We start from the raw sequence: 19,584 nt of genomic DNA, 5'->3' as shown, positions 1-19,584 counted from the left end.
GCGGCCCCCGGCGGCAGCCATACGTACGGACATTTCGGTCATAGGGGTGCGACGCCCGCCAGGGCCGGTATCAGCCCCGTATCGGAGAAGGATTTCGCGCAGGTTTCGCCACTTTTGATCAAGATCTACGGACTGGACCAACCACTACAGTGGGGCGCATGACCGTGAACCCCGCGCACACCGCCCTCTGGCCCGCTCCGCATGCGAGCGGAGCCGTCGACGCCACGGTTCATGTGCCGGGGTCCAAATCGGTCACCAACCGGGCGCTGGTGCTCGCCGCCCTCGCCTCCGAGCCGGGCTGGCTGCGCCGCCCCCTGCGCTCGCGCGACACCCTGCTGATGGCCGGTGCGCTGCGCGCGCTGGGCGTCGGCATCGAGGAGGGCGTGGGCCCCGACGGCTCCGGCGAGACCTGGCGGGTCATCCCGGCCGCGCTGCGCGGCCCGGCCACGGTGGACGTCGGCAACGCCGGTACCGTGATGCGCTTCCTCCCTCCGGTGGCCGCGCTCGCCGACGGCCCGGTCCGCTTCGACGGCGACCCCCGCTCCTACGAGCGCCCGCTGAACGGCGTGATCGACGCCCTGCGCGTGCTGGGCGCCCGGATCGACGACGACGGCCGCGGCGCCCTGCCGCTGACCGTGCACGGCGGCGGCGCGCTGGACGGCGGCCCGGTGTCCGTGGACGCGTCCTCCTCGTCCCAGTTCGTCAGCGCCCTGCTGCTGTCCGCCCCCCGCTTCAACCAGGGGGTGGAGGTCCGCCACACGGGGGCGACCCTGCCCTCCCTGCCGCACATCCGGATGACCGTGGACATGCTGCGCACGGTCGGCGCCCAGGTGGACACCCCGGAGTCGGGCGGCGAGCCCAACGTCTGGCGGGTCACCCCGGGCGCCCTGCTCGGCCGGGACCTGACCGTCGAGCCGGACCTCTCCAACGCCCAGCCGTTCCTGGCGGCCGCCCTGGTCACCGGCGGCACGGTCGTCGTCCCGGACTGGCCCGCCCGGACGACGCAGCCCGGCGACCGGCTGCGGGAGATCTTCACCGAGATGGGCGGCTCCTGCGAGCTGACCGAGCGCGGCCTCCGGTTCACCGGTTCGGGCGCCGTCCACGGCATCGACGTGGATCTGGGCGAGGTCGGCGAGCTGACCCCGGGCATCGCGGCCGTCGCGGCCCTCGCGGACTCCCCCTCGACCCTGCGCGGAGTGGCCCATCTGCGCCTGCACGAGACGGACCGGCTGGCCGCGCTCACCAAGGAGATCAACGAGCTGGGCGGCGATGTCACCGAGACCGCCGACGGCCTGCACATCCGCCCGCGCCCCCTGCACGGCGGCGTCTTCCACACCTACGACGACCACCGGATGGCGACCGCGGGCGCCATCATCGGCCTGGCCGTCGAGGGGGTGCAGATCGAGAACGTGGCGACCACGGCCAAGACACTGCCCGACTTCCCCGAACTGTGGGCCGGGATGCTCGGGAACTGACGGGCGGACCTGGATCATGCGCCGCTACGGCAAGCACACCGACGAGGACGACATCCGCAGCCGCCCCAACCGCAAGGGCAACCGGCCGCGGACGCACATCCGCCCCAAGCACGAGGACGCCGCGGAGGGCATGGTCCTCACCGTCGACCGCGGACGGCTGACCTGCCTGGTCGACGGCCGCGCGGTCGTCGCGATGAAGGCCCGCGAGCTGGGCCGCAAGGCGGCGGTGGTCGGCGACCGGGTGGCCCTGGTCGGCGACCTGTCCGGCGACAGGGACACCCTCGCCCGGATCGTCCGGATCGAGGAGCGCGCCTCCGTCCTGCGCCGCACCGCGGACGACGACGACCCCTACGAGCGGGTGGTCGTCGCCAACGCCGACCAGCTGGCCATCGTCACCGCCCTCGCCAACCCCGAGCCGCGCCCGCGGCTGATCGACCGCTGCCTGGTCGCCGCCTACGACGGCGGTCTGGAACCGCTGCTGGTGATGACGAAGTCGGACCTCGCCCGGCCGGACAAGTTCCTGGAGCTGTACGGCACGCTGGACATACCCCATGTGGTCACCAGCCGCGAGGAGCTGGAGAGCGGGGACGCGGTGGCCCGGGTGCGCGAGCATCTCCAGGGCAAGGTGACCGCGTTCGTCGGGCACTCCGGAGTGGGCAAGACGACGCTGGTCAACGCGCTGGTGCCGGAGGACCGGCGGCGCACCACGGGCCATGTCAACGCGGTGACCGGCCGCGGGCGGCACACCACCACCTCGGCGCTGGCGCTGCCGCTGGGCGGCGACCGGGACGGCTGGGTGGTCGACACCCCGGGTGTGCGGTCCTTCGGCCTCGCGCACATCGACCCCTCCCGCGTCATCCATGCCTTCCCCGACCTGGAGCCCGGCACCGAGGGCTGTCCTCGGGCGTGCAGCCACGACGAGCCGGACTGCGCGCTGGACGCCTGGGTGGCCGAGGGGCACGCGGACCCGGCGCGGCTGTACTCGCTGCGGCGCCTGCTCGCCACGCGCGAGCGGAGAGAGGGCGACTGACCCCGGCGGGCCCGGCGTCCCGTCGGCACCGCCGGCTCCTCGGTCACCCGGGCCCCGCGGGTTTGCGTCCGCCCCGGGCAGGTAATTGCTCTATTCGCACCGGGCCTGACCGGAAGCGAAGGCAGTCGACGCGGGGACACGGGAGGACACACCATGGCGTGGCTGCTGGTCATCGTGGCGGGGGTGCTGGAGACCGGCTTCGCCGTGTGCCTCAAGCTCTCCCACGGTTTCACCCGGCTCTGGCCCACGATCGCCTTCGCCTGCTTCGCCCTCGGGAGCTTCGGCCTGCTCACACTGTCCCTGCGGAAGCTGGACGTGGGCCCGGCGTACGCCGTGTGGACGGGGATCGGCGCGGCGGGCACGGCGATCTACGGCATGGTGTTCCTGGGCGACCTGGTCTCCGTCCTGAAGATCCTCTCGATCACCCTGGTGATCGTGGGCGTGATCGGTCTGCAACTGTCCGGCTCGGCCCGCTGAGACCCGCCCGGCCCCCGGTCCCCGGTCCCGCCGGAGAGCGGGCCGACCGGAGCCCGAGACCGTTGCTGGTCCGGCCGGTGGCCGCCCTCACCGCACCGGCCGTGGCAAGGCCAGCCGGACCAGTTCGGCCGCCCCGCCCTGCCCGGGCGGTGCCGCGACGCAGGACAGGGAGAGCCGTACGACCAGCTCGCAGACGCGGACCAGCTCCGCCGCCTCCGCCCTCGTCGTCGCCGGACCGGCCACCGAGCCGACCGCACGGTCGCGGACCAGGGACACGAAGTCGGCCGGGGACGGCAGCGGCCCGTCGGCCCGGCGCTGCGCGGGCACCGCGGAGGCGGACGGCACAGCGGTCAGGGTGGGGGCGGGCAGCCGTTCGCTCCAGCAGCCGGTGAGCATGGCCCGCACCAGCGGATTGCCGCGGGCCGCGGCGGTGGTCCACTCGGCGATCGCGGCCAGCCGCTCCCGGACGTCCGGGTGCGTGGCCAGGGCCCGGTCGACCCCGGCGAGATAGAGGTCCGCCTCCCGGCGCACCAGGGCCCGGGCGAGGCCCTCCTTGCTGCCGAACTCGTTGTAGAGGGTCTGGCGGGAGACACCGGCCGCCGCGGCGACATCCACCATCCGCACGGCGGACCACGGGCGGCGCGCGAGTGCCGTACAGGCGGCGTCGAGCAGGGATTCCCGCGCTCCGGGCATCATCGACTCCCTCGGGCCGGCGGCTCTGACGACAGGTTTGACGCGCGTAGCAGCACTGTCAAGGGTTCGCGGCGGCGTCGGGGGGCGCCCCCGGGGCCGCGGGCGCCGTGATTCCGCCACCGCGTACGGCCATATGGGGCGCGCGGCCGGGGCGGGCGCCGGTGACGCGCCGCGGTCCCCGGGTCGTGTGGCCCCGCGCCGGACCGGACGGATACCGTTCGGTCATGCCCGACTATCTCGATGACCTGCGGCTCGCCCATGTACTCGCGGACGCCGCGGACGCCGCGACCATCGCCCGGTTCAAGGCCCTCGACCTCAAGGTCGAGACCAAGCCGGACATGACGCCGGTGACCGAGGCCGACAAGGCGGCCGAGGAGGTGATCCGCGGGCACCTGCAGCGCGCCCGGCCGCGGGACGCGGTCCTGGGCGAGGAGTACGGCGTCGAGGGCACGGGGCCGCGCCGCTGGGTCGTCGACCCGATCGACGGCACCAAGAACTACGTCCGCGGGGTGCCCGTCTGGGCCACGCTGATCTCCCTGATGGAGGCGGGCGAGGGCGGCTACCGGCCGGTGGTCGGCCTGGTCTCCGCGCCCGCGCTGGGCCGCCGCTGGTGGGCGGCGGAGGGGCACGGCGCGTTCAGCGGCCGCAATCTGACCTCCGCGTCCCGGCTCCGGGTCTCCCAGGTCTCCGAGCTGTCCGACGCCTCCTTCGCGTACTCCTCGCTGTCCGGCTGGGAGGAGCAGGGACGGCTGGACGGCTTTCTGAAGCTGACCCGCACGGTGTGGCGCACCCGCGGCTACGGCGACTTCTGGCCGTACATGATGGTCGCGGAGGGTTCGGTGGACCTCTGCGCCGAGCCGGAGCTGTCCCTGTGGGACATGGCGGCGAACTCGGTCATCGTGAGCGAGGCGGGCGGCTCCTTCACGGGCCTCGACGGCCGCCCGGGGCCGCACAGCGGCAACGCGGCCGCGTCGAACGGGCTGCTCCACGACCAGCTGCTCGACCATCTGAACGGCCGCTGCTGAAGCACCACCCGTCCCCCTGCGTACCTCGCGCGCCCCCCGAACTCATGACGCGCGCCTCTTGTTGACCGGGGCTTTGCCTGCGACCCTGGAAATCTCCCACTTGTGAACTTGTGAAGTGAGGAGCAGGCGTCTCCGGCGGGCGGCATCCTTCGGATCCGGGGCCCTGTGCCAGTGCATGACAGCACTCTCCAGGAGGTGGATCCGCCCCATGCTCGTCCGAGACGCCATGAGCACGATGGTCCTCACCATCGGCCCCGCACACACCCTCCGCCAGGCGGCGACCCTGATGTCCGCCCGCCGCGTCGGCGCGGCCGTCGTCCTCGATCCGAACGCCGGCGGCCTCGGGATCCTCACCGAGCGCGACATCCTCAATTCGGTCGGCCTCGGCCAGAATCCCGACACCGAGCGGGCCGACGCCCACACCACCACGGACGTCGTGTTCGCCGCACCCGCGTGGACCCTGGAGGAAGCCGCGGCGGCCATGGCCCACGGCGGCTTCCGCCATCTGATCGTGCTCGACCGCGACGAACCGGTCGGGGTCGTCTCGGTCCGCGACATCATCCGCTGCTGGGCCCCGGCCCGGCGGCGGGTCCCCGCCGCGACGGTCTAGCCGGGCCCGCCCGCCCCTGCCACGGCCGGGCCGGGGCATGCGAACGGGCCGGACCCCTCACGGAGTCCGGCCCGTCCCCTACGGCAAGCGGTCCAACCCGGGTCAGCCGCGCAGGGCCTGGACCGCGGCCTCCAGGCGCTTGCCGAGGTCACCGTCGGCCTGGCGGAAGTTGTTGATCGCACGCTCGGCGATCTCGTCGCGCGAGACCTTCGAGATGGCGCCCGAGAGGTTGGCGACCAGACGCTCCTTCTCGCCGTCGGACATCAGCCGGTAGAGGTTGCCCGCCTGCACGAAGTCGTTGTCCTCGGCGTGCACCGGGGCCTCATGGGTGCCGGTGCCCGGCGTGAAGCCGTCGAACGGCTGCCACAGCGGACGGTCGGTCTGGAAGGGGCCGCCGAAGCTGTTCGGCTCGTAGTTCTTCGCGCCCTTGTGGCGGCCGTCGTACAGATAGCCGTCGCGGGAGTTGGTGCGCGCCTCGGCGGCGTGGGGACGGTTCACCGGCAGGTGGTCGGCGTTGACGCCGACGCGGTAGCGGTGGGCGTCGCCGTACGCGAAGAGGCGGCCCTGGAGCATCTTGTCCGGGGAGGGGCCGATGCCCGGCACGAAGTGGGCGGGGCTGAAGATCGACTGCTCGACCTCGGCGAAGATGTTCTCCGGGTTGCGGTTGAGCTCCATCTTGCCGATCTCGATCGGCGGGTAGTCCTCGTGCGGCCACACCTTGGTGAGGTCGAACGGGTTGAAGCGGTAGGCCGCCGCGTCCGCCGCGGGCATGATCTGGACCTGCACGGTCCAGCTCGGGTGGTCACCGCGCTCGATGGCCTCGCGCAGGTCGCGCTGGTGGGAGTCGGGGTCCTGACCGGCGAGCTTGTCGGCCTCGTCGGTGGTGAGGGTCTTGATCCCCTGGTCGGTCTTGAAGTGGTACTTGACCCAGAAGACCTCGCCGGCCGCATTGTTCCACTGGTAGGTGTGCGAGCCGTAGCCGTTCATGTGGCGGTACGACGCCGGGATGCCGCGGTCGCCGTGCAGCCAGGTCACCTGGTGGGTGGACTCGGGCGACAGACCCCAGAAGTCCCAGACGTTGTCCGGCTCCTGCGAACCGGTGTACGGGTCGCGCTTCTGGGTGTGGATGAAGTCGGGGAACTTGATGGCGTCCTTGACGAAGAACACCGGGGTGTTGTTGCCGACGAGGTCGTAGTTGCCCTCTTCGGTGTAGAACTTCAGCGCGAAGCCGCGGGGGTCGCGCACCGCGTCCGGGGACCCGAGGTTGCCGGCCACGGTCGAGAAGCGCGCGAAGACCTCGGTCTGCTTGCCGGGCTCGGACAGGAACGCGGCGCGCGTGTACGGGGTGACGTCGGCGGTGACGGTGAAGGTGCCGTAGGCGCCCGCGCCGCGGGCGTGCACCACGCGCTCCGGGATGCGCTCCCGGTTGAAGTGGGCCAGCTTCTCCAGAAGGAGCTGGTCCTGCAAGAGAACCGGGCCGCCGACGCCCGCGGTCTCACTGTTCTGGTTGTCGGCTACCGGAGCACCGGCTTCCGTCGTGAGCGGTCCCTGCGTCACTGCGCCTCCTGCGTCGTTTCCGACCAACCCTGTCGCTTGGCCAAAGCCGAGCTCGATCCTACAATGGACAATGTCTAAGTCAAGCAAAGCTCCAAAGTCACACACGTTCGGGACCTGGTCCCCATAGCTGTTAGGCTGGTCTGCATGAGTGACCTGTTGGAACGGCTGCGCGGACGCGGATGGCGTATGACCGCGCAGCGGCGCGTCGTGGCCGAGGTCCTCGACGGTGAGCACGTCCATCTGACGGCCGACGAGGTGCATGCGCGGGCCGTGGCAAGACTGCCCGAGATCTCCCGGGCGACCGTCTACAACACGCTGGGTGAGCTGGTTTCCCTCGGCGAGGTGCTGGAAGTCGCGACGGACCGGCGCGCCAAGCGCTACGACCCGAACGCGCACCGGCCGCACCATCACCTGGTCTGCGCCCGCTGCGGTGCGATCCGCGACGTGCATCCGACCGGCGACCCGATGGCCGACCTCCCGGACTCGGAGCGCTTCGGCTTCACGGTCTCGGGCGTCGAGATGACGTATCGCGGCCTGTGCCCGGACTGCGGGACGGCGTAACCACGGCTCTTCCCCGGACCCCGGTACCGACGAGGTGCCGGGATCCTGTGCTGTGCGGGGCGCGTCCATGGCGACTGATCTTCCCCGGGACGCGCCCGCGTACTCTCCGCCTGCGGCACGGTTGTCGACGGGATGCACCCATGACCGGAAACAGACCAGGGCCGGAACCCTTTCGGATTCCGGCCCTGGTCCTTCAGTAGCGGGGACAGGATTTGAACCTGCGACCTCTGGGTTATGAGCCCAGCGAGCTACCGAGCTGCTCCACCCCGCGTCGGTGAACTGAACATTACGTCAACGGCTCGGACAGAAGCAAATCGCTTTCACGGACGCCCCGCGCCGTGGCGACGGCAGCCCCGGCGCGGGGCACCGGACGGCCCGCCGCCCCGCCGGACCCGGCACACCGGGCGAGCAGGGGCCGTCAGGCCGACAGCTCCTGCCGCAGCGCGTCCCGCAGCCGCTCGGCCCGTTCGGACACCTCGGCGGGGCCGAGGCTGACGGCGCGGTCGGCCCACCGCTGGCCCTCCGCCAGCTCGCCCCGCCGCGCGTAGACGAGGGCCAGCCGCAGTGCCGCCCGGCCGTGCCCGGCGTCCGCCGCCCGCTGCCACCACAGGGCGGCCTCCGGTTCGCTGCCCTCGCGGGCGAGCAGCAGCCCCAGGTTGAACGCGCCGTTGCGCGATCCGCCCTCGGCCGCCTCCCGGTACCACCGGGCCGCCTCCACCACATCACCGCGCGCCGCAGCCAGCATCCCGACCCGCACCTGCGCCCGCCGGTGCCCCTGGGTCGCCGCCCGCTCGTACCACTCCTCGCACTCCGACTTCTCCTGCGACGGCTCCCCCAGCTCGTGCGCGGGGGGCGGTGGACGGCGGGCGTCCAGCACGGTGGCCAGCCGGTAGGCGGCCTCGGCGCTGCCGCCCCCGGCGGCGCACCGCAGATGCCGCTCGGCCGCCTGCTCGTCCCCCTCCCGCAGCCGGGCCATGCCGACCTGGAGGGCCGCCTCGGTGTGCCCGGCGGCGGCCGCCCGCTCGTACCAGGTCAGGGCGGCGGCGTCGGCACCGCGTCCGGCGTGCAGGATGCCGAGGTTGAAGGCGGCGTCGACGCTTCCGGCCTCGGCGGCCTTGGAGAACCATGGTTCGGCGCCGGTCGTGTCGCCACCCTGGAGCAGCAGGATGGCGAGCGCGTTGGCCGCTTCGCGGTGGCCGGTGTAGGCCGCCCGCCGGTACCACTGCTCGGCGCCCGCGGTGCGGCCCTGCTCGGCGCAGAGCAGCCCGAGGTTGTAGGCGCCGTTGTTGTCGCCCGCGTCCATCGCGGCCCGGTACCAGCGCTCGGCGGTCTGGGTCTCGCCCCGCTCGGCGTGCAGCGCGCCCAGCGCGTTCGCCGCGTTGCCGTCGCCCTCCTGGGCGGCGCGCAGCCACCACACGGCGGCGCTCTCGGTGTCCCCCGCGTCCCGCAGCAGGAAGCCGAGCGCGCACGCGGCGCGCGCCTCGCCGTCCTTGGCGCTCGTCAGATACCAGCGCCCGGCCTCCTTGAGGTCGCCCCGCTTCTCCAGGATCGCCCCGAGGTGCAGCGCGGCCCTGCGATGTCCGCGCGCGGCGGCCTGCCGGTACCACTGCTCGGCCTCCTCCGCGGCCTCGGTGCCGACACCGTTGTCATCGCCGGTTCCATGGACCTCCAGGGCCCTGCGGTCCAGCGTCCGCGCCAGGCGGTAGGCGGCCTCGCGGTGCCCGCGCTCGGCGGCGGCCCGCATCCAGGGCACGGCGCCCTCGTCGCCACGGTGCTCCAGCAGATCCGCGAGGGCGTAGGCGCCGAGGGTGTGGCCCTGCTCGGCGGACTGGCGCAGCCAGTACTCGGCGGCGGGCTCGTCGCCGCGCTCGCGGTGGTGCCGCCCGAGCGCGTGCGCGGCCGCCGCGGACCCCGCGACGGCGGCGACCCGCCACCAGCCCGCGGCCTCGTCCGGGTACCCCCGCTGGTGGAGCAGGACCCCCAGGTTGTTGGCGGCGGCCCGGTCGCCCGCGGCGGTGGCGGCCCGCAGCTGCGGCTCGGCCCCGTCCAGGTCGCCCCGGCGCAGCAGCAGGGCGCCGAGGACGCTCATCGCCTCGACGTCGCCGGCCTCGGCGGCGATCCGCTGGCGCACCTCCTCGATGGCCTCCCCCGCTTCCACGGCCTCACTGGTCCCGCCCGCCCCGTCCGGCTCGGCAGGCCGCACAATTCGCCCTGATTCGAACAGAGTTGCCTTGTCCCCCATAACGTCCATCGTCGCACCACCCGCAACCCGGGTACACCTCGTATACCGCAGCCAGTGAGGTCACTTCAGCGTTTTGTCGACATGCCCACAGAGAGACAAGTCAAACACAGAGTCGGCCAACTGCCCGTACATTCGGCGCCACTTCACCCGAGTCGGCAGGTCACACCGCACGCCTCCGCGTGTCGCCGTACGCCCCGGTCGCACTGCCGCGCATGGCGTCGCACGCCCTCTTCCGCCTGCCCCCTCTTCGCTCCGCCGCACGCCCCCGCGTACGTCCGGACACACCGAGGGCCCGGATCCTGATCAGGATCCGGGCCCTCGACTTCAGTAGCGGGGACAGGATTTGAACCTGCGACCTCTGGGTTATGAGCCCAGCGAGCTACCGAGCTGCTCCACCCCGCGCCGTTGTGATCCAACTGTATCACGGCGCGGAGGGTGCCCGGTCAGCCGCCGGGCGAACCGCTCGGTGCGGCGGACGGACCGGTGCCGCTCGCCTGTCCGCTCTTCTTTCCGTCCGTCTGTCCGCTCGCCTGTCCGCCGCCGGTGCCGCCCGGGGACGGCCGGGGCGCGGTCTGGGCCTCCTCGGCCCGCTTCAGCGCGTCCTGGAGATCCTTCTGCGCCTGCCCGTACGCCCCCCAGTCGCCCTTTTTCAGGGCCTCCTGCCCGGCGTCGTACGCCTTCTGGGCGTCCTGGAGCGCCTGTTGGACCGTCGGGTTGGCGGGGGTGGTCGGCGGGGTGGTGGTCCCGGTGTCCGGCGGGGAGGTCGAGGCCTCGGCCCCGAATACCTTGTCGAGCGCCTGGCCGAGGGTGTCCTCGAACGCGGTGTTGCCGCCGTAGGTCACCAGCACCTTGCGCAGCAGGGGGTACTTGAGGCCACCGCCGCGGACATAGACGGGCTCGACGTACAGCAGGCCGCCGTCGATCGGGACCGTCAGCAGGTTGCCGTACTCGATGTCCGAGTCGCCGCCCTTGAGGAGCCTGATCGACTCGGCGATGTCCTGTTCGGAGTTGAACTGGCTCTGCACCTGTTTGGGCCCGTCGACCGTCTTGCTGGTCGGCAGCTTCAGGATTCTGATCTTGCCGTAGTCGGGGCTGCCCGCCTCGGCGTCGACCGCCATGAAGGCGCTCAGATTGTCCCGGCCGTTCGGCGTGAAGGTCGTCGTCAGCGAGAAGGCCTGCGCGGACTGGTCGGGCATCTTCATGCTCAGGTAGTACGGCGGAACCGCGTTGCCCGACCTGTTGGTGGGGTCGTTGGGCACCTGCCACACCTCGCTGCCGCTGAGGAACGTCTGCGCGTCCTTGACGTGGTAGCGGGTGAGCAGCTCGCGCTGCACCTTGAACAGGTCCTGCGGATAGCGCAGATGGGACATCAGCGACGGGGAGATGTCGCTCCGCGGCTTCACCGTGTCCGGGAAGGCCTTCATCCAGGTCTTCAGCACCGGGTCCTTGGTGTCCCACTGGTACAGCTTGACCTCGCCGGTGTAGGCGTCGACGGTCGCCTTCACCGAGTTGCGGATGTAGTTGACCCGGTTCTGCTGGGCCATGACCGCGCGCTGGGTGTTGCCCGCGGTCAGCGAGTCCGCCGTGGTGTCGCCGAGGGTGGTGCGGGAGGCGTACGGGTAGCCGTTGGTCGTGGTGTAGGCGTCGACGATCCACTGGATCCGGCCGTCGACGACCGCCGGGTAGGCGTCTCCGTCGATGGTCAGCCAGGGCGCGACCGCCTCCACGCGCTGCTTGGGCGTGCGGTTGTACAGGATCCGCGAGCCGTCGCCGATGGCGCCCGAGTAGAGGATCTGCGGCTCCCCGAACGCGACGGCGTAGGCGGCCCGGTTGAGCGGGTTGGACAGGCTGACGCCGCTCTTGCCGCGGTAGGAGGTGGTCTTCTCGCCGCTGTCGTCGGAGTAGTCGATCTCCTTCTGGGGACCGCCGACGATGGAGTACTCGGTGGTCTTCTCGCCGTAGTAGATCCGCTGCTCGTAGGTGCCGAGGTCACCGGAGGAGGGCAGGTCGGACTCGGTGAAGACGGGCTGGCCGTTGGCGTCGGCGGTGGTGCCCTTGGCGGCGACCACGCCGTAGCCGTGGGTGTAGCGGAAGTGGTCGTTGATCCAGTTCTGCTTGGGGATGCCCGCCAGGTTGAGTTCGCGCAGGCCGATGACCGTGTCCTGGTCCTTGCCGTCCTTGGTGTAGCGGTCGACGTCCAGGTTGGTCGGGAAGGCGTAGTAGTTCTTCATCTGCTGCAACTGCTGGAACGTCGGCGAGACGACATTGGGGTCCAGCAGGCGGATGCTCGCCGTGGCGTCGGCGTCCGCGCGCAGCTTGTCCTTGTCCTTGGTACCGGTGGTGCCGGGGTACTCGGTGACCTGGGCGTCGTCGATGCCGTAGGCCTCGCGGGTCGCCTTGAGGTTCTTGGCGACGTACGGCGCTTCCTTGGCCTGCTCGTTCGGCTGGACCTGGAACTTCTGCACGATCGCCGGGTAGAGACCCCCGATGAGTATCGCGGACAGCACCATCAGGCCGAAGCCGATGACGGGCAGCTGCCAGGTGCGCCGCCACAGGGTGGCGAAGAACAGCAGGGCGCAGATGACCGCGATGCAGAACAGGATGGTCTTGGCGGGGAGATACGCGTTCGCGTCGACGTATCGCAGGCCGGTCCAGTCGCCGGTCGCCTTGAAGTCGCTGGACTTGACCGCGAGTCCGTAGCGGTCGAGCCAGTAGGCGACGGCCTTCAGGGCGACGAAGACGCCGAGCAGCACCGACAGATGGCCGGTCGCGGCCGCGGTGGCGCGCGCTCCCGGGGAGGTGAGGCGGAGGCCGCCGTAGAGGTAGTGGGTCGCCGCTGCGGCGATCAGGGACAGCACCGTCGCGGCGAAGCCGAAGGCCAGCAGGAAGCGGTACCAGGGCAGGTCGAAGGCGTAGAAGGAGACGTCCAGATGGAACTGGGGGTCCTTCTGGTGGAAGGGCACGCCGTTGACCCACATCAGCCAGGTCTGCCACTGGCCCGCGGCGGAGGCGCCCGCGATCAGGCCCACCAGGGCGGTGATCCCGAGGAGCAGCCACTTCTTGTAGGGCGCGATGCCCATCCGGTACCGGTCCAGGCTCTGCTGCTCCATGGACATGGCGCTCAGCGGCGGCCGCAGCCGGTGGGCGAGCCAGATGTTGAGGCCGACCGCGGCCGCCATCAGCAGGCCGAAGACGAAGAACAGCCCGATCTTGGTCCACAGGGTGGTCGTGAAGACGGACGAGTACTTCACCGACCGGTACCAGAGCCAGTCCGTCCAGACGCCGGCGAACATGATGAACGCCATGCCGAGGACGGCGAGGACCCCCAGTGTCATGAGCAGGGTCCGGGCACGCCCGGAGGGGCGGCCCACTCTGATCCGCGGCCCCGTCGGGCCTCCGCCGCGGTCCGGCATCTGGAAAGCCAAGGTGCGCACCTCGAAGTTCGCTGTCGATCCGTGTGATCCGTCAGGCCCCCGCGAACGCGGACCACGGATGAGGCTCCACGATCGCGGAGCCCCACCTATGCAACTTACTGGCGCTTTACTCGGTTCCCGATTCCGGGTGGGAACGAGGCAGGATTGTGACCATGTCCAACACTCCCATGGCAGCGAGTCCCCTCACCCGGGCCGTGCTCGAGATCGACGAGTACGTTTCCGGCCTCGGGTGGGACCAGCCCGCTCGCCTCTTCGCCCTCGTCGACACCGCACGACTGCGGGTCCAGGAACCTTCACTCGCGGCCCAGCTCGGTCTGGAGGTCGAGTCCGAGGCCGCGGGCCTCACCCCGATCGAACAGGAGGAGGTCCCCGCCGACCGGCCGCTGGACGACTTCCTCGCCACGATCGCCTGGCCCGACGCGGTGGTCGGGTGCGCGCTCGCCGTGGAGCGGCTGATGCTGCCCCCGTCCGCCGAGGCCCAGGTTCCCGCGGGGCTGAGCGGGAAGAAGCTCACCCGCTGGGTCGCCGAGCACCCGGACCGCCAGGAGGTGCGGATGACGGTGGCGGTGCTGCGGGACGGGGCGCGCGACGCGGCCGTGCGGCTGCGCGAGAAGGACTCGCCGACGGAGGTGCTGACGGGCCCGGACCTGGTGCCGGGGCTCGCCGAGGCACTGTCGGCGACATTCGAGGACTGAGAGCACGCTCTACGGGGCGGGGCGCGCCGGACTTCCACGCGCCCCCGCCCCGGTGGGCACCCCAGGGGCGGAGCCACCGCGCCCGCTGCGCCCGGTGCCCCCGTTATGTCCCTGCCTAGCCCTTGCTGGTGCACTGCGGCAGGGCGGCGGTCTTGCCGCTGCGGATGTCCTTGAGGGCGTTCAGCGCGTCGTCGATGGTGTTGACCCGGACCAGGGTGAGGCCCTCGGGGGCGTCCTTGGCGGCGGCCGCGCAGTTGTCCTTGGGCGTGAGGAAGTACTGCGCGCCCTTGTCGCGGGCGCCGACGGTCTTCATCTCGACCCCGCCGATCGGGCCGACGTTCCCGCCGTCGTCGATGGTGCCGGTGCCCGCCACGAACTTTCCGCCGGTGAGGTCGCCCGGGGTGAGCTTGTCCACGATGCCGAGCGCGAACATCAGTCCCGCGCTGGGTCCGCCGACGTCCGCGAGCTTGATGTCGATCGTGAACGGGAACGTGTGATCGGTTCCGGCGGAGATCCCGACGATGGCCCGCTGCCGCCCGTCGTCGTGGGAGGCGGCTGTGGTGATCGTCACGTTCTCGGTCCGGGTGGCCGTCTTCTGCGCCTTCTCCGCGGCGGCCTGCTCCTTGGCGGGCACGATGGTGAAGACGACGTCCTGGCCGGGCTTGTGCTTGGTGACCAGCTTGGCGACGTCGTCGGGTCCCTTGACGGCGGTCCCGTCGACCGCCTTGACGACATCTCCGGCGTGCAGCCTGCCCTCGGCGGGCGAGCCCTTGAGGACGGTGGCGACGATCACCCAGGACTTCACCGGGATGTTCAGCTCCTTCAGGGCGGCGACCTTGGCGCTCTCCTGGGACTGGGTGAACTCCTCGGCGTTCTCCTGAGTGGACTGCTGTTCGGTCTTGCCGTCCGGGTAGAGCGCCTCGTGCGGGACGACCTTGGTGTCGTGCGCGAGCCAGCCGTAGACGGCCTCGACCAGGTTCATGTTGTACTCGGCGCTGGTGACCCGGACGGTGGTCATGTTCAGATGGCCCGTCGCCGGATAGGTCTTGCGCCCGGAGATCTGCAGCACCGGCTCGCCGTCGTGCTCGGCCAGGGTGTTCACCGTCGGCCCCGGCGACATCTCCGAGTACGGCACTTTGATGAACACTCCCGCGCACAGGAGCGCGATCAGCATCAGGGTGGAGGCGAGCATCGTCGCGGTGCGGCGTGGCATGGAACGACAGTACGGGACGGTCCTGTCAGTGCACCCCCGGGGCCGTCCACAGGTGTGGACGGCCCGGGCCCGGCCGTCCCTCAGGTACCGGAGTGGGACTTCTCCATGGCCTCACGGAAGCGCGCGTATCCGGCCAGCTCGGAGCCGTCGCCCGCGGCCTTGCGATGTCGGCCGGCCCAGCTCCCCCACACTCCGGCACCGATGGCAGCCAACAGCGGAATCAGCAACCAGGCGAGCGCCGCCATGCCGACCTCCCAACCCCATGAGCGACCGCAACTGACTGATCAGCAGATTAACCATCCGCCCTGTCAACGCTCGCGTCAGGGGTGCGGTTACGCAACCGGAAATCCGGTGACAGCTTGGCCGACCTCGGAGAAGAGCGGCGTTCCGGGGGCGGGGACGTCGGCGTACGCCGGGGGCGCGTGTCGGTTCCGGGGTTGCGTGGGGGCTCCAGGAGGCGCGGGACCCCGGGCAGCGCGCCGGGGTCAGCAGGCGCCGACCCACTCCTCCGTCCCGTCGGAGAACCGCTGGTGCTTCCAGATGGGCACCTCGTGCTTGAGGTCGTCGATCAGTCGGCGGCACGCCTCGAAGGCGTCGCCCCGGTGCGGGCAGGCCACGGCGACGATCACGGCGATGTCGCCGACCTTGAGGTCCCCGACGCGGTGGACGGCGGCGAGGGCGCGGACCGGGTGGTCGGCGGCGACCTTCTCGGCGATCCGCCGCAGCTCCGCCTCGGCGCCGGGGTGGCACGAGTAGCCCAGCTCGTCGACGTCCGCCCCGGCGTCGTGGTTGCGGACGGTCCCGACGAACAGCGCCGTCCCTCCGGCCGCGTCGTCGCCGACGGCCCGGAAGACCTCGTCGACGGAGAGGGGGGTGTCGCGGATCGCGAGCAGCTTGACGGGATCGTCCGCCGCCCTCTCACCGGGGTGGTCGCTGTGGGGTGCCATGCCCCCATCGTGCCGCACGCCTCCCGACCGAGAAAGACAAGATCCGTCCAGCAGGGGCGGGGGCTCCTTCGGAGGGTTCTACGAGCGGTGCGGGTGCTGTGAGCCGGGAGCGGGCGGCTCTCCGCGCCCGCAGCCCCGGCCCCTCCCCGGAGGTCAGATCCGCCGCCGGGCCTTCCGGGCCCGGCGGACCACCGCGGCCGCGCCGAGCAGGGCCACCGTGGCGCCCGCGGCGCCCGCCGCCGTCGCGTCCTTGCGCCCGAGCCGCCGCCCCGCCACGGTGTGCCGTCCGGACGCCTCCTCCAGCAGCTCCGCGAGGACCTCCTCGTTCGTCCACCGGGGCCGCCACCCGGCGTCGTGCAGCCTGCTGCCGCTCACCACCCACGGGTACATCGTGTACGCGAGGTCACCGGCGGGCGAGGGCGTGAGTCCGATCCGGTGCAGCCGGGCCGCGGCGCCGAGAGCGACCGCGGAGGGCAGCTCCATCCGCCGGATCCCGCTCAGCTCCTCGACCTCCTCCTGTTCCAGCCAGCCGTCGCAGCCGACGGCGAGCTCCCCCTCCACCTTCTCCAGGACGGCGTACTCCAGGGCGCTGCACAGGTCCTCGACATGGCAGAACTGCCAGGCCGGCCGCGACCCGGCGACCACCAGCAGCCGCGGCGACTCGAAGTACCTGGTCAGCGCGGTGTCAGGGCCGCCGGCCAGCACGGACGGGCGGACGACGGTGACATTGAGACCCGGGTGCGCCCGTGGTGCCCGCCGCGCCAGCCGCTCGATCTCCAGCAGGTCGCCGACGCCGGTGGCCTCGGCCGTGGCACGCAGCTCGGCGTCCTCCGACAGCGGCAGCTCGTTGTCCGGCAGCGCCCCGTAGACCATCGCCGAGGTGCACAGCACCACCCGGTGCACTCCGGCGGCCGCGGCGGCCGTCAGCACGGTCTGGGTGCCCCGCACGTTGTACGCGGTGCGCGCCGCCGGGTCCGACTCCAGGTCGAGGTCGAGCGCCAGGTGCACCACGACGTCCGCGCCCCGCAGCTTCTCCGCGATCGCCGGGTCCCGGACGTCCAGGATGTGCCACTCGGCGGCCGCGCACTCCCCGCGCCGCTCGTCGATGGCGACGACCCGCTTGATCTCGCCGGAGTCGGCGAGCCGCTCGGTGAGCAGCGCGCCCACCCCGGAGGCGGCGCCGGTGACCGCGACGACGGGCCCGCGCGGGGCGGGCATCTCGTCGGCGCGCTGCGCGGCCGGTCGCGGCCGGTCGTCGGGCGACGGGCGGGCCGATTGGTTTCGCGCTGCGCGAACCTGCGGATCTGGGGAACTCACCGGGCGTCTCCAGCGGTTGTCTTCAGTGCGGGCGCGGTGTGCGCGGCCGTACCAGGTGGCATCCATCCTGCCGCAGGCCAGCTGTCGGCGGAGCACTCAGGCCCGATCGCGCCGGGGTGTCTACGCTGGGTGTGTTGTCGGGCAGCCAGCCGCCGGAGAAAGCCGGTGGCCTTACCAGCCGAGGAATCCCGTGAGTGACACCCCATTCGGATTCGGCCTTCCGCCGGAGGAGCCGGAGAACGGCGACGAGGGCAAGAAGAAGGACCAGCAGAGCGGTGGTGGTCAGGGACCGGCCAATCCGTTCGGTTTCGGGCCGTCCGGAGCCGGCGGAGCCGGCGCCGACAACCCGCTCGCCGCGATGTTCGGTTCCCTGAACCCCAACGACCTGGGCGCCGCGTTCCAGCAGCTGGGCCAGATGCTCTCCTACGAGGGCGGCCCGGTGAACTGGGACATGGCCAAGCAGATCGCCCGCCAGACGGTGTCCCAGGGCACCGCGGACGGCACCAAGGACGCGAGTGTGAGCCCCGGCGAGCGCTCGGCGGTCGAGGAGGCGGTCCGCCTCGCCGACCTGTGGCTCGACGACGCGACGTCGCTGCCGTCGGGTGCGGGCTCCGCGGTGGCCTGGAGCCGCGCGGAGTGGGTCGAAGCGACTTTGCCGGTGTGGAAGGAGCTGGTGGACCCGGTCGCCGAGCGGGTCGGCGCGGCCATGGGCGATGTCCTGCCGGAGGAGATGCAGGTCATGGCGGGCCCGCTGATCGGCATGATGCGGTCCATGGGCGGCGCCATGTTCGGTACGCAGATCGGGCAGGCCGTGGGTGTGCTCGCGGGCGAGGTCGTCGGGTCCACCGACATCGGCCTGCCGCTGGGTCCGGCCGGGAAGGCCGCCCTGCTCCCGCTGAACATCGAGGCCCTCGGCAAGGACCTGGGGGTGCCCGAGGAGGAGGTGCGGCTGTATCTCGCGCTGCGGGAGGCCGCCCATCAGCGTCTGTTCGCGCATGTGCCGTGGCTGCGTTCGCATCTGTTCGGCGCGGTCGAGGGCTATGCCCGCGGGATCAAGGTGGACACGGCCAAGCTGGAGGACGTGGTCGGCCAGTTCGACCCGCAGAACCCGGAGGAGCTTCAGCAGGCGCTCCAGCAGGGCATGTTCCAGCCGGAGGACACCCCGGCGCAGAAGGCGGCCCTGGCCCGTCTGGAGACGGCGCTGGCGCTGGTCGAGGGCTGGGTGGACGCGGTGGTGCACGCGGCGGCGAAGCCGCGGCTGGGCTCCGCGGACGCGCTGCGGGAGACCCTGCGCCGCCGCCGTGCCTCGGGCGGCCCGGCCGAGCAGACGTTCGCCACGCTGATCGGTCTGGAGCTGCGTCCGCGCCGGCTGCGGGACGCCTCCCGGCTGTGGGCCTCGCTCACGGACGCGCGCGGTGTGGACGGCCGGGACGGCCTGTGGGCGCACCCGGACATGCTGCCCACGGCGTCCGACCTGGACGACCCGGACGGCTTCGTCCACCGTGAGCACCTGGACTTCTCCGAGCTGGACAGGATGCTCGGCGAGGCGGCGGGCGGCACCGGTGGGACGACGGACCGGCCGAAGCCGAAGAAGGACGACGGCGAGGCGGACGGGACCGGCGGGACCGGCGACAGCCGGGGTGACGGCGCCGAGTGAGCCTCCACGACGACGCGGTCCTCGTCCTGAAGGGGTACGCGGACCAGGAGGAGCTGCGCGGGCTCTATCTGGACCACTTGGCGGCGCACCCGGACGGCCTGTGGAAGGCCTGCCGGGACGGGCACATCACGGCGAGCGCCCTGGTGGTCGACGCCGAGCACGGCCGGGTACTCCTGACCCTGCACAGGAAGCTGCGGATGTGGCTCCAGATGGGCGGCCACTGCGAGCCGGGCGACGGGACGCTGGCGGCGGCCGCCCTGCGGGAGGCGACGGAGGAGTCGGGCATCGCGGGTCTGACGCTGCTGCCCGGCGGCCCGGTGCGCCTGGACCGCCATCACACACCGTGTGCCTGGCATCTCGATGTGCAGTACGCGGCGCTCGCTCCGGCCGGTGCCGTGGCGGCGATCAGCGACGAGTCGCTGGACCTGCGCTGGTTCCCCTACGACGAGGTGGCGACCGTGGCGGACGACTCGGTCGTACGCCTGCTGGAGGCGACGCGCGCCCGGCTGTGAGCCGGACGCGGGCACGAGGGGCTACGGGTGGGGGGTGGACCGGTGATCACCCCGGCCCCCCCCCCCCCCAACCCCAAGCCCGAGCTACCCGCCCCGCGCGGCCGGCCCCACCAAGGGCCGGGTGTGTGGCGGGGCCCCC

The 19,584-nt window shown here is 72.1% G+C and carries 17 protein-coding genes and 2 tRNA genes; 9 read left to right on the top strand and 10 right to left on the bottom strand.

Annotated features, from left to right (window positions below):
- The first annotated feature begins 158 nt into the window (after positions 1 to 158).
- The 3 genes from aroA to ACIHAA_RS13545 all read left to right on the top strand — a co-directional run bounded on the left by aroA (position 159) and on the right by ACIHAA_RS13545 (position 2,982).
- Positions 159 to 1,475, top strand: a complete 1,317-nt coding sequence (gene aroA / locus ACIHAA_RS13555) for a 3-phosphoshikimate 1-carboxyvinyltransferase (RefSeq protein ID WP_399816443.1) — start codon at positions 159 to 161, stop codon at positions 1,473 to 1,475.
- A gap of 16 nt (positions 1,476 to 1,491) precedes the next feature.
- Positions 1,492 to 2,505, top strand: a complete 1,014-nt coding sequence (rsgA, locus tag ACIHAA_RS13550; protein ID WP_399816441.1) for a ribosome small subunit-dependent GTPase A — start codon at positions 1,492 to 1,494, stop codon at positions 2,503 to 2,505.
- 153 nt (positions 2,506 to 2,658) lie between these two features.
- Positions 2,659 to 2,982, top strand: a complete 324-nt coding sequence (locus ACIHAA_RS13545; protein ID WP_399816439.1) for a DMT family transporter — start codon at positions 2,659 to 2,661, stop codon at positions 2,980 to 2,982.
- 87 nt (positions 2,983 to 3,069) lie between these two features.
- Here the strand turns inward: ACIHAA_RS13545 and ACIHAA_RS13540 are convergent, their stop codons facing one another.
- Positions 3,070 to 3,678 carry a TetR/AcrR family transcriptional regulator gene (locus tag ACIHAA_RS13540; protein ID WP_399816437.1) on the bottom strand — a complete coding sequence of 203 codons (609 nt, stop codon included), beginning with the start codon at positions 3,676 to 3,678 and terminating at the stop codon, positions 3,070 to 3,072.
- A 221-nt stretch (positions 3,679 to 3,899) separates the two neighbouring features.
- Between ACIHAA_RS13540 and hisN the strand changes: the two genes are divergently transcribed.
- Together hisN and ACIHAA_RS13530 are read left to right on the top strand one after the other, a co-directional pair.
- Positions 3,900 to 4,700, top strand: a complete 801-nt coding sequence (gene hisN / locus ACIHAA_RS13535) for a histidinol-phosphatase (RefSeq protein WP_399816435.1) — start codon at positions 3,900 to 3,902, stop codon at positions 4,698 to 4,700.
- A 208-nt stretch (positions 4,701 to 4,908) separates the two neighbouring features.
- Positions 4,909 to 5,310 carry a cyclic nucleotide-binding/CBS domain-containing protein gene (locus ACIHAA_RS13530; RefSeq protein ID WP_399816433.1) on the top strand — a complete coding sequence of 134 codons (402 nt, stop codon included), beginning with the start codon at positions 4,909 to 4,911 and terminating at the stop codon, positions 5,308 to 5,310.
- 102 nt (positions 5,311 to 5,412) lie between these two features.
- Here the strand turns inward: ACIHAA_RS13530 and ACIHAA_RS13525 are convergent, their stop codons facing one another.
- On the bottom strand, positions 5,413 to 6,867 hold the full coding sequence (locus ACIHAA_RS13525) for a catalase (protein ID WP_399816431.1): 1,455 nt from the start codon (positions 6,865 to 6,867) through the stop codon (positions 5,413 to 5,415).
- Positions 6,868 to 7,011: 144 nt separating this feature from the next.
- On the opposite strand from ACIHAA_RS13525, the gene ACIHAA_RS13520 reads away from it, so the two are divergent.
- Entirely contained in the window at positions 7,012 to 7,428 is a 417-nt protein-coding gene (locus ACIHAA_RS13520) for a Fur family transcriptional regulator (RefSeq protein ID WP_399816429.1), read from the top strand.
- Between the two features lie 197 nt (positions 7,429 to 7,625).
- On the opposite strand, the gene ACIHAA_RS13515 is transcribed toward ACIHAA_RS13520, so the two are convergent.
- From ACIHAA_RS13515 to ACIHAA_RS13500, 4 genes are all read right to left on the bottom strand, one after another.
- Positions 7,626 to 7,699 (bottom strand) — tRNA-Met (locus ACIHAA_RS13515).
- Positions 7,700 to 7,846: 147 nt separating this feature from the next.
- Positions 7,847 to 9,679: a tetratricopeptide repeat protein gene (locus ACIHAA_RS13510; protein ID WP_399816427.1), complete on the bottom strand. Its 1,833-nt coding sequence runs from the start codon at positions 9,677 to 9,679 to the stop codon at positions 7,847 to 7,849.
- Between the two features lie 319 nt (positions 9,680 to 9,998).
- Positions 9,999 to 10,072, bottom strand: a tRNA-Met gene (locus ACIHAA_RS13505).
- 41 nt (positions 10,073 to 10,113) lie between these two features.
- A complete protein-coding gene (locus tag ACIHAA_RS13500) occupies positions 10,114 to 13,083 on the bottom strand; it encodes a UPF0182 family protein (protein ID WP_399816769.1) in 2,970 nt (989 codons plus the stop codon).
- Between the two features lie 173 nt (positions 13,084 to 13,256).
- Between ACIHAA_RS13500 and ACIHAA_RS13495 the strand changes: the two genes are divergently transcribed.
- On the top strand, positions 13,257 to 13,799 hold the full coding sequence (locus tag ACIHAA_RS13495) for a PPA1309 family protein (RefSeq protein WP_399816425.1): 543 nt from the start codon (positions 13,257 to 13,259) through the stop codon (positions 13,797 to 13,799).
- A gap of 115 nt (positions 13,800 to 13,914) precedes the next feature.
- Here the strand turns inward: ACIHAA_RS13495 and ACIHAA_RS13490 are convergent, their stop codons facing one another.
- From ACIHAA_RS13490 to ACIHAA_RS13475, 4 genes are all read right to left on the bottom strand, one after another.
- Positions 13,915 to 15,012: a PDZ domain-containing protein gene (locus tag ACIHAA_RS13490; protein ID WP_399816423.1), complete on the bottom strand. Its 1,098-nt coding sequence runs from the start codon at positions 15,010 to 15,012 to the stop codon at positions 13,915 to 13,917.
- 80 nt (positions 15,013 to 15,092) lie between these two features.
- A complete protein-coding gene (locus tag ACIHAA_RS13485; protein ID WP_399816421.1) occupies positions 15,093 to 15,257 on the bottom strand; it encodes a hypothetical protein in 165 nt (54 codons plus the stop codon).
- A gap of 240 nt (positions 15,258 to 15,497) precedes the next feature.
- On the bottom strand, positions 15,498 to 15,959 hold the full coding sequence (locus ACIHAA_RS13480; RefSeq protein WP_399816419.1) for a molybdenum cofactor biosynthesis protein MoaE: 462 nt from the start codon (positions 15,957 to 15,959) through the stop codon (positions 15,498 to 15,500).
- A gap of 153 nt (positions 15,960 to 16,112) precedes the next feature.
- A complete protein-coding gene (locus ACIHAA_RS13475; protein ID WP_399816417.1) occupies positions 16,113 to 17,276 on the bottom strand; it encodes an SDR family oxidoreductase in 1,164 nt (387 codons plus the stop codon).
- A gap of 190 nt (positions 17,277 to 17,466) precedes the next feature.
- On the opposite strand from ACIHAA_RS13475, the gene ACIHAA_RS13470 reads away from it, so the two are divergent.
- Both ACIHAA_RS13470 and ACIHAA_RS13465 read left to right on the top strand, forming a co-directional pair.
- A complete protein-coding gene (locus tag ACIHAA_RS13470; protein WP_399816415.1) occupies positions 17,467 to 18,933 on the top strand; it encodes a zinc-dependent metalloprotease in 1,467 nt (488 codons plus the stop codon).
- The gene (locus ACIHAA_RS13465; protein ID WP_399816413.1) at positions 18,930 to 19,445 is read left to right on the top strand and encodes an NUDIX hydrolase; all 516 of its coding nucleotides are present in this window, start codon (positions 18,930 to 18,932) and stop codon (positions 19,443 to 19,445) included. The genes ACIHAA_RS13470 and ACIHAA_RS13465 overlap by 4 nt, the downstream gene beginning before the upstream one ends.
- Positions 19,446 to 19,584 lie beyond the last annotated feature (139 nt).

Source organism: Streptomyces sp. NPDC052040 (assembly GCF_044548405.1).
GTDB lineage: Bacteria > Actinomycetota > Actinomycetes > Streptomycetales > Streptomycetaceae > Streptomyces.
Note: the sequence above shows the minus strand (reverse complement) of the source record. Positions and strands in the feature narration are given on the sequence as shown.

Coding starts and splice junctions, on each gene's coding strand:
- ACIHAA_RS13495 (WP_399816425.1), top strand. CDS start 13,257: ATGTCCAACACTCCCATGGCAGCGAGTCCCCTCACCCGGGCCGTGCTC.
- ACIHAA_RS13490 (WP_399816423.1), bottom strand. CDS start 15,012: ATGCCACGCCGCACCGCGACGATGCTCGCCTCCACCCTGATGCTGATC.
- rsgA (WP_399816441.1), top strand. CDS start 1,492: ATGCGCCGCTACGGCAAGCACACCGACGAGGACGACATCCGCAGCCGC.
- ACIHAA_RS13540 (WP_399816437.1), bottom strand. CDS start 3,678: ATGATGCCCGGAGCGCGGGAATCCCTGCTCGACGCCGCCTGTACGGCA.
- ACIHAA_RS13510 (WP_399816427.1), bottom strand. CDS start 9,679: ATGGACGTTATGGGGGACAAGGCAACTCTGTTCGAATCAGGGCGAATT.
- hisN (WP_399816435.1), top strand. CDS start 3,900: ATGCCCGACTATCTCGATGACCTGCGGCTCGCCCATGTACTCGCGGAC.
- ACIHAA_RS13545 (WP_399816439.1), top strand. CDS start 2,659: ATGGCGTGGCTGCTGGTCATCGTGGCGGGGGTGCTGGAGACCGGCTTC.
- ACIHAA_RS13500 (WP_399816769.1), bottom strand. CDS start 13,083: ATGCCGGACCGCGGCGGAGGCCCGACGGGGCCGCGGATCAGAGTGGGC.
- ACIHAA_RS13480 (WP_399816419.1), bottom strand. CDS start 15,959: ATGGCACCCCACAGCGACCACCCCGGTGAGAGGGCGGCGGACGATCCC.
- ACIHAA_RS13530 (WP_399816433.1), top strand. CDS start 4,909: ATGCTCGTCCGAGACGCCATGAGCACGATGGTCCTCACCATCGGCCCC.
- ACIHAA_RS13520 (WP_399816429.1), top strand. CDS start 7,012: ATGAGTGACCTGTTGGAACGGCTGCGCGGACGCGGATGGCGTATGACC.
- aroA (WP_399816443.1), top strand. CDS start 159: ATGACCGTGAACCCCGCGCACACCGCCCTCTGGCCCGCTCCGCATGCG.
- ACIHAA_RS13485 (WP_399816421.1), bottom strand. CDS start 15,257: ATGGCGGCGCTCGCCTGGTTGCTGATTCCGCTGTTGGCTGCCATCGGT.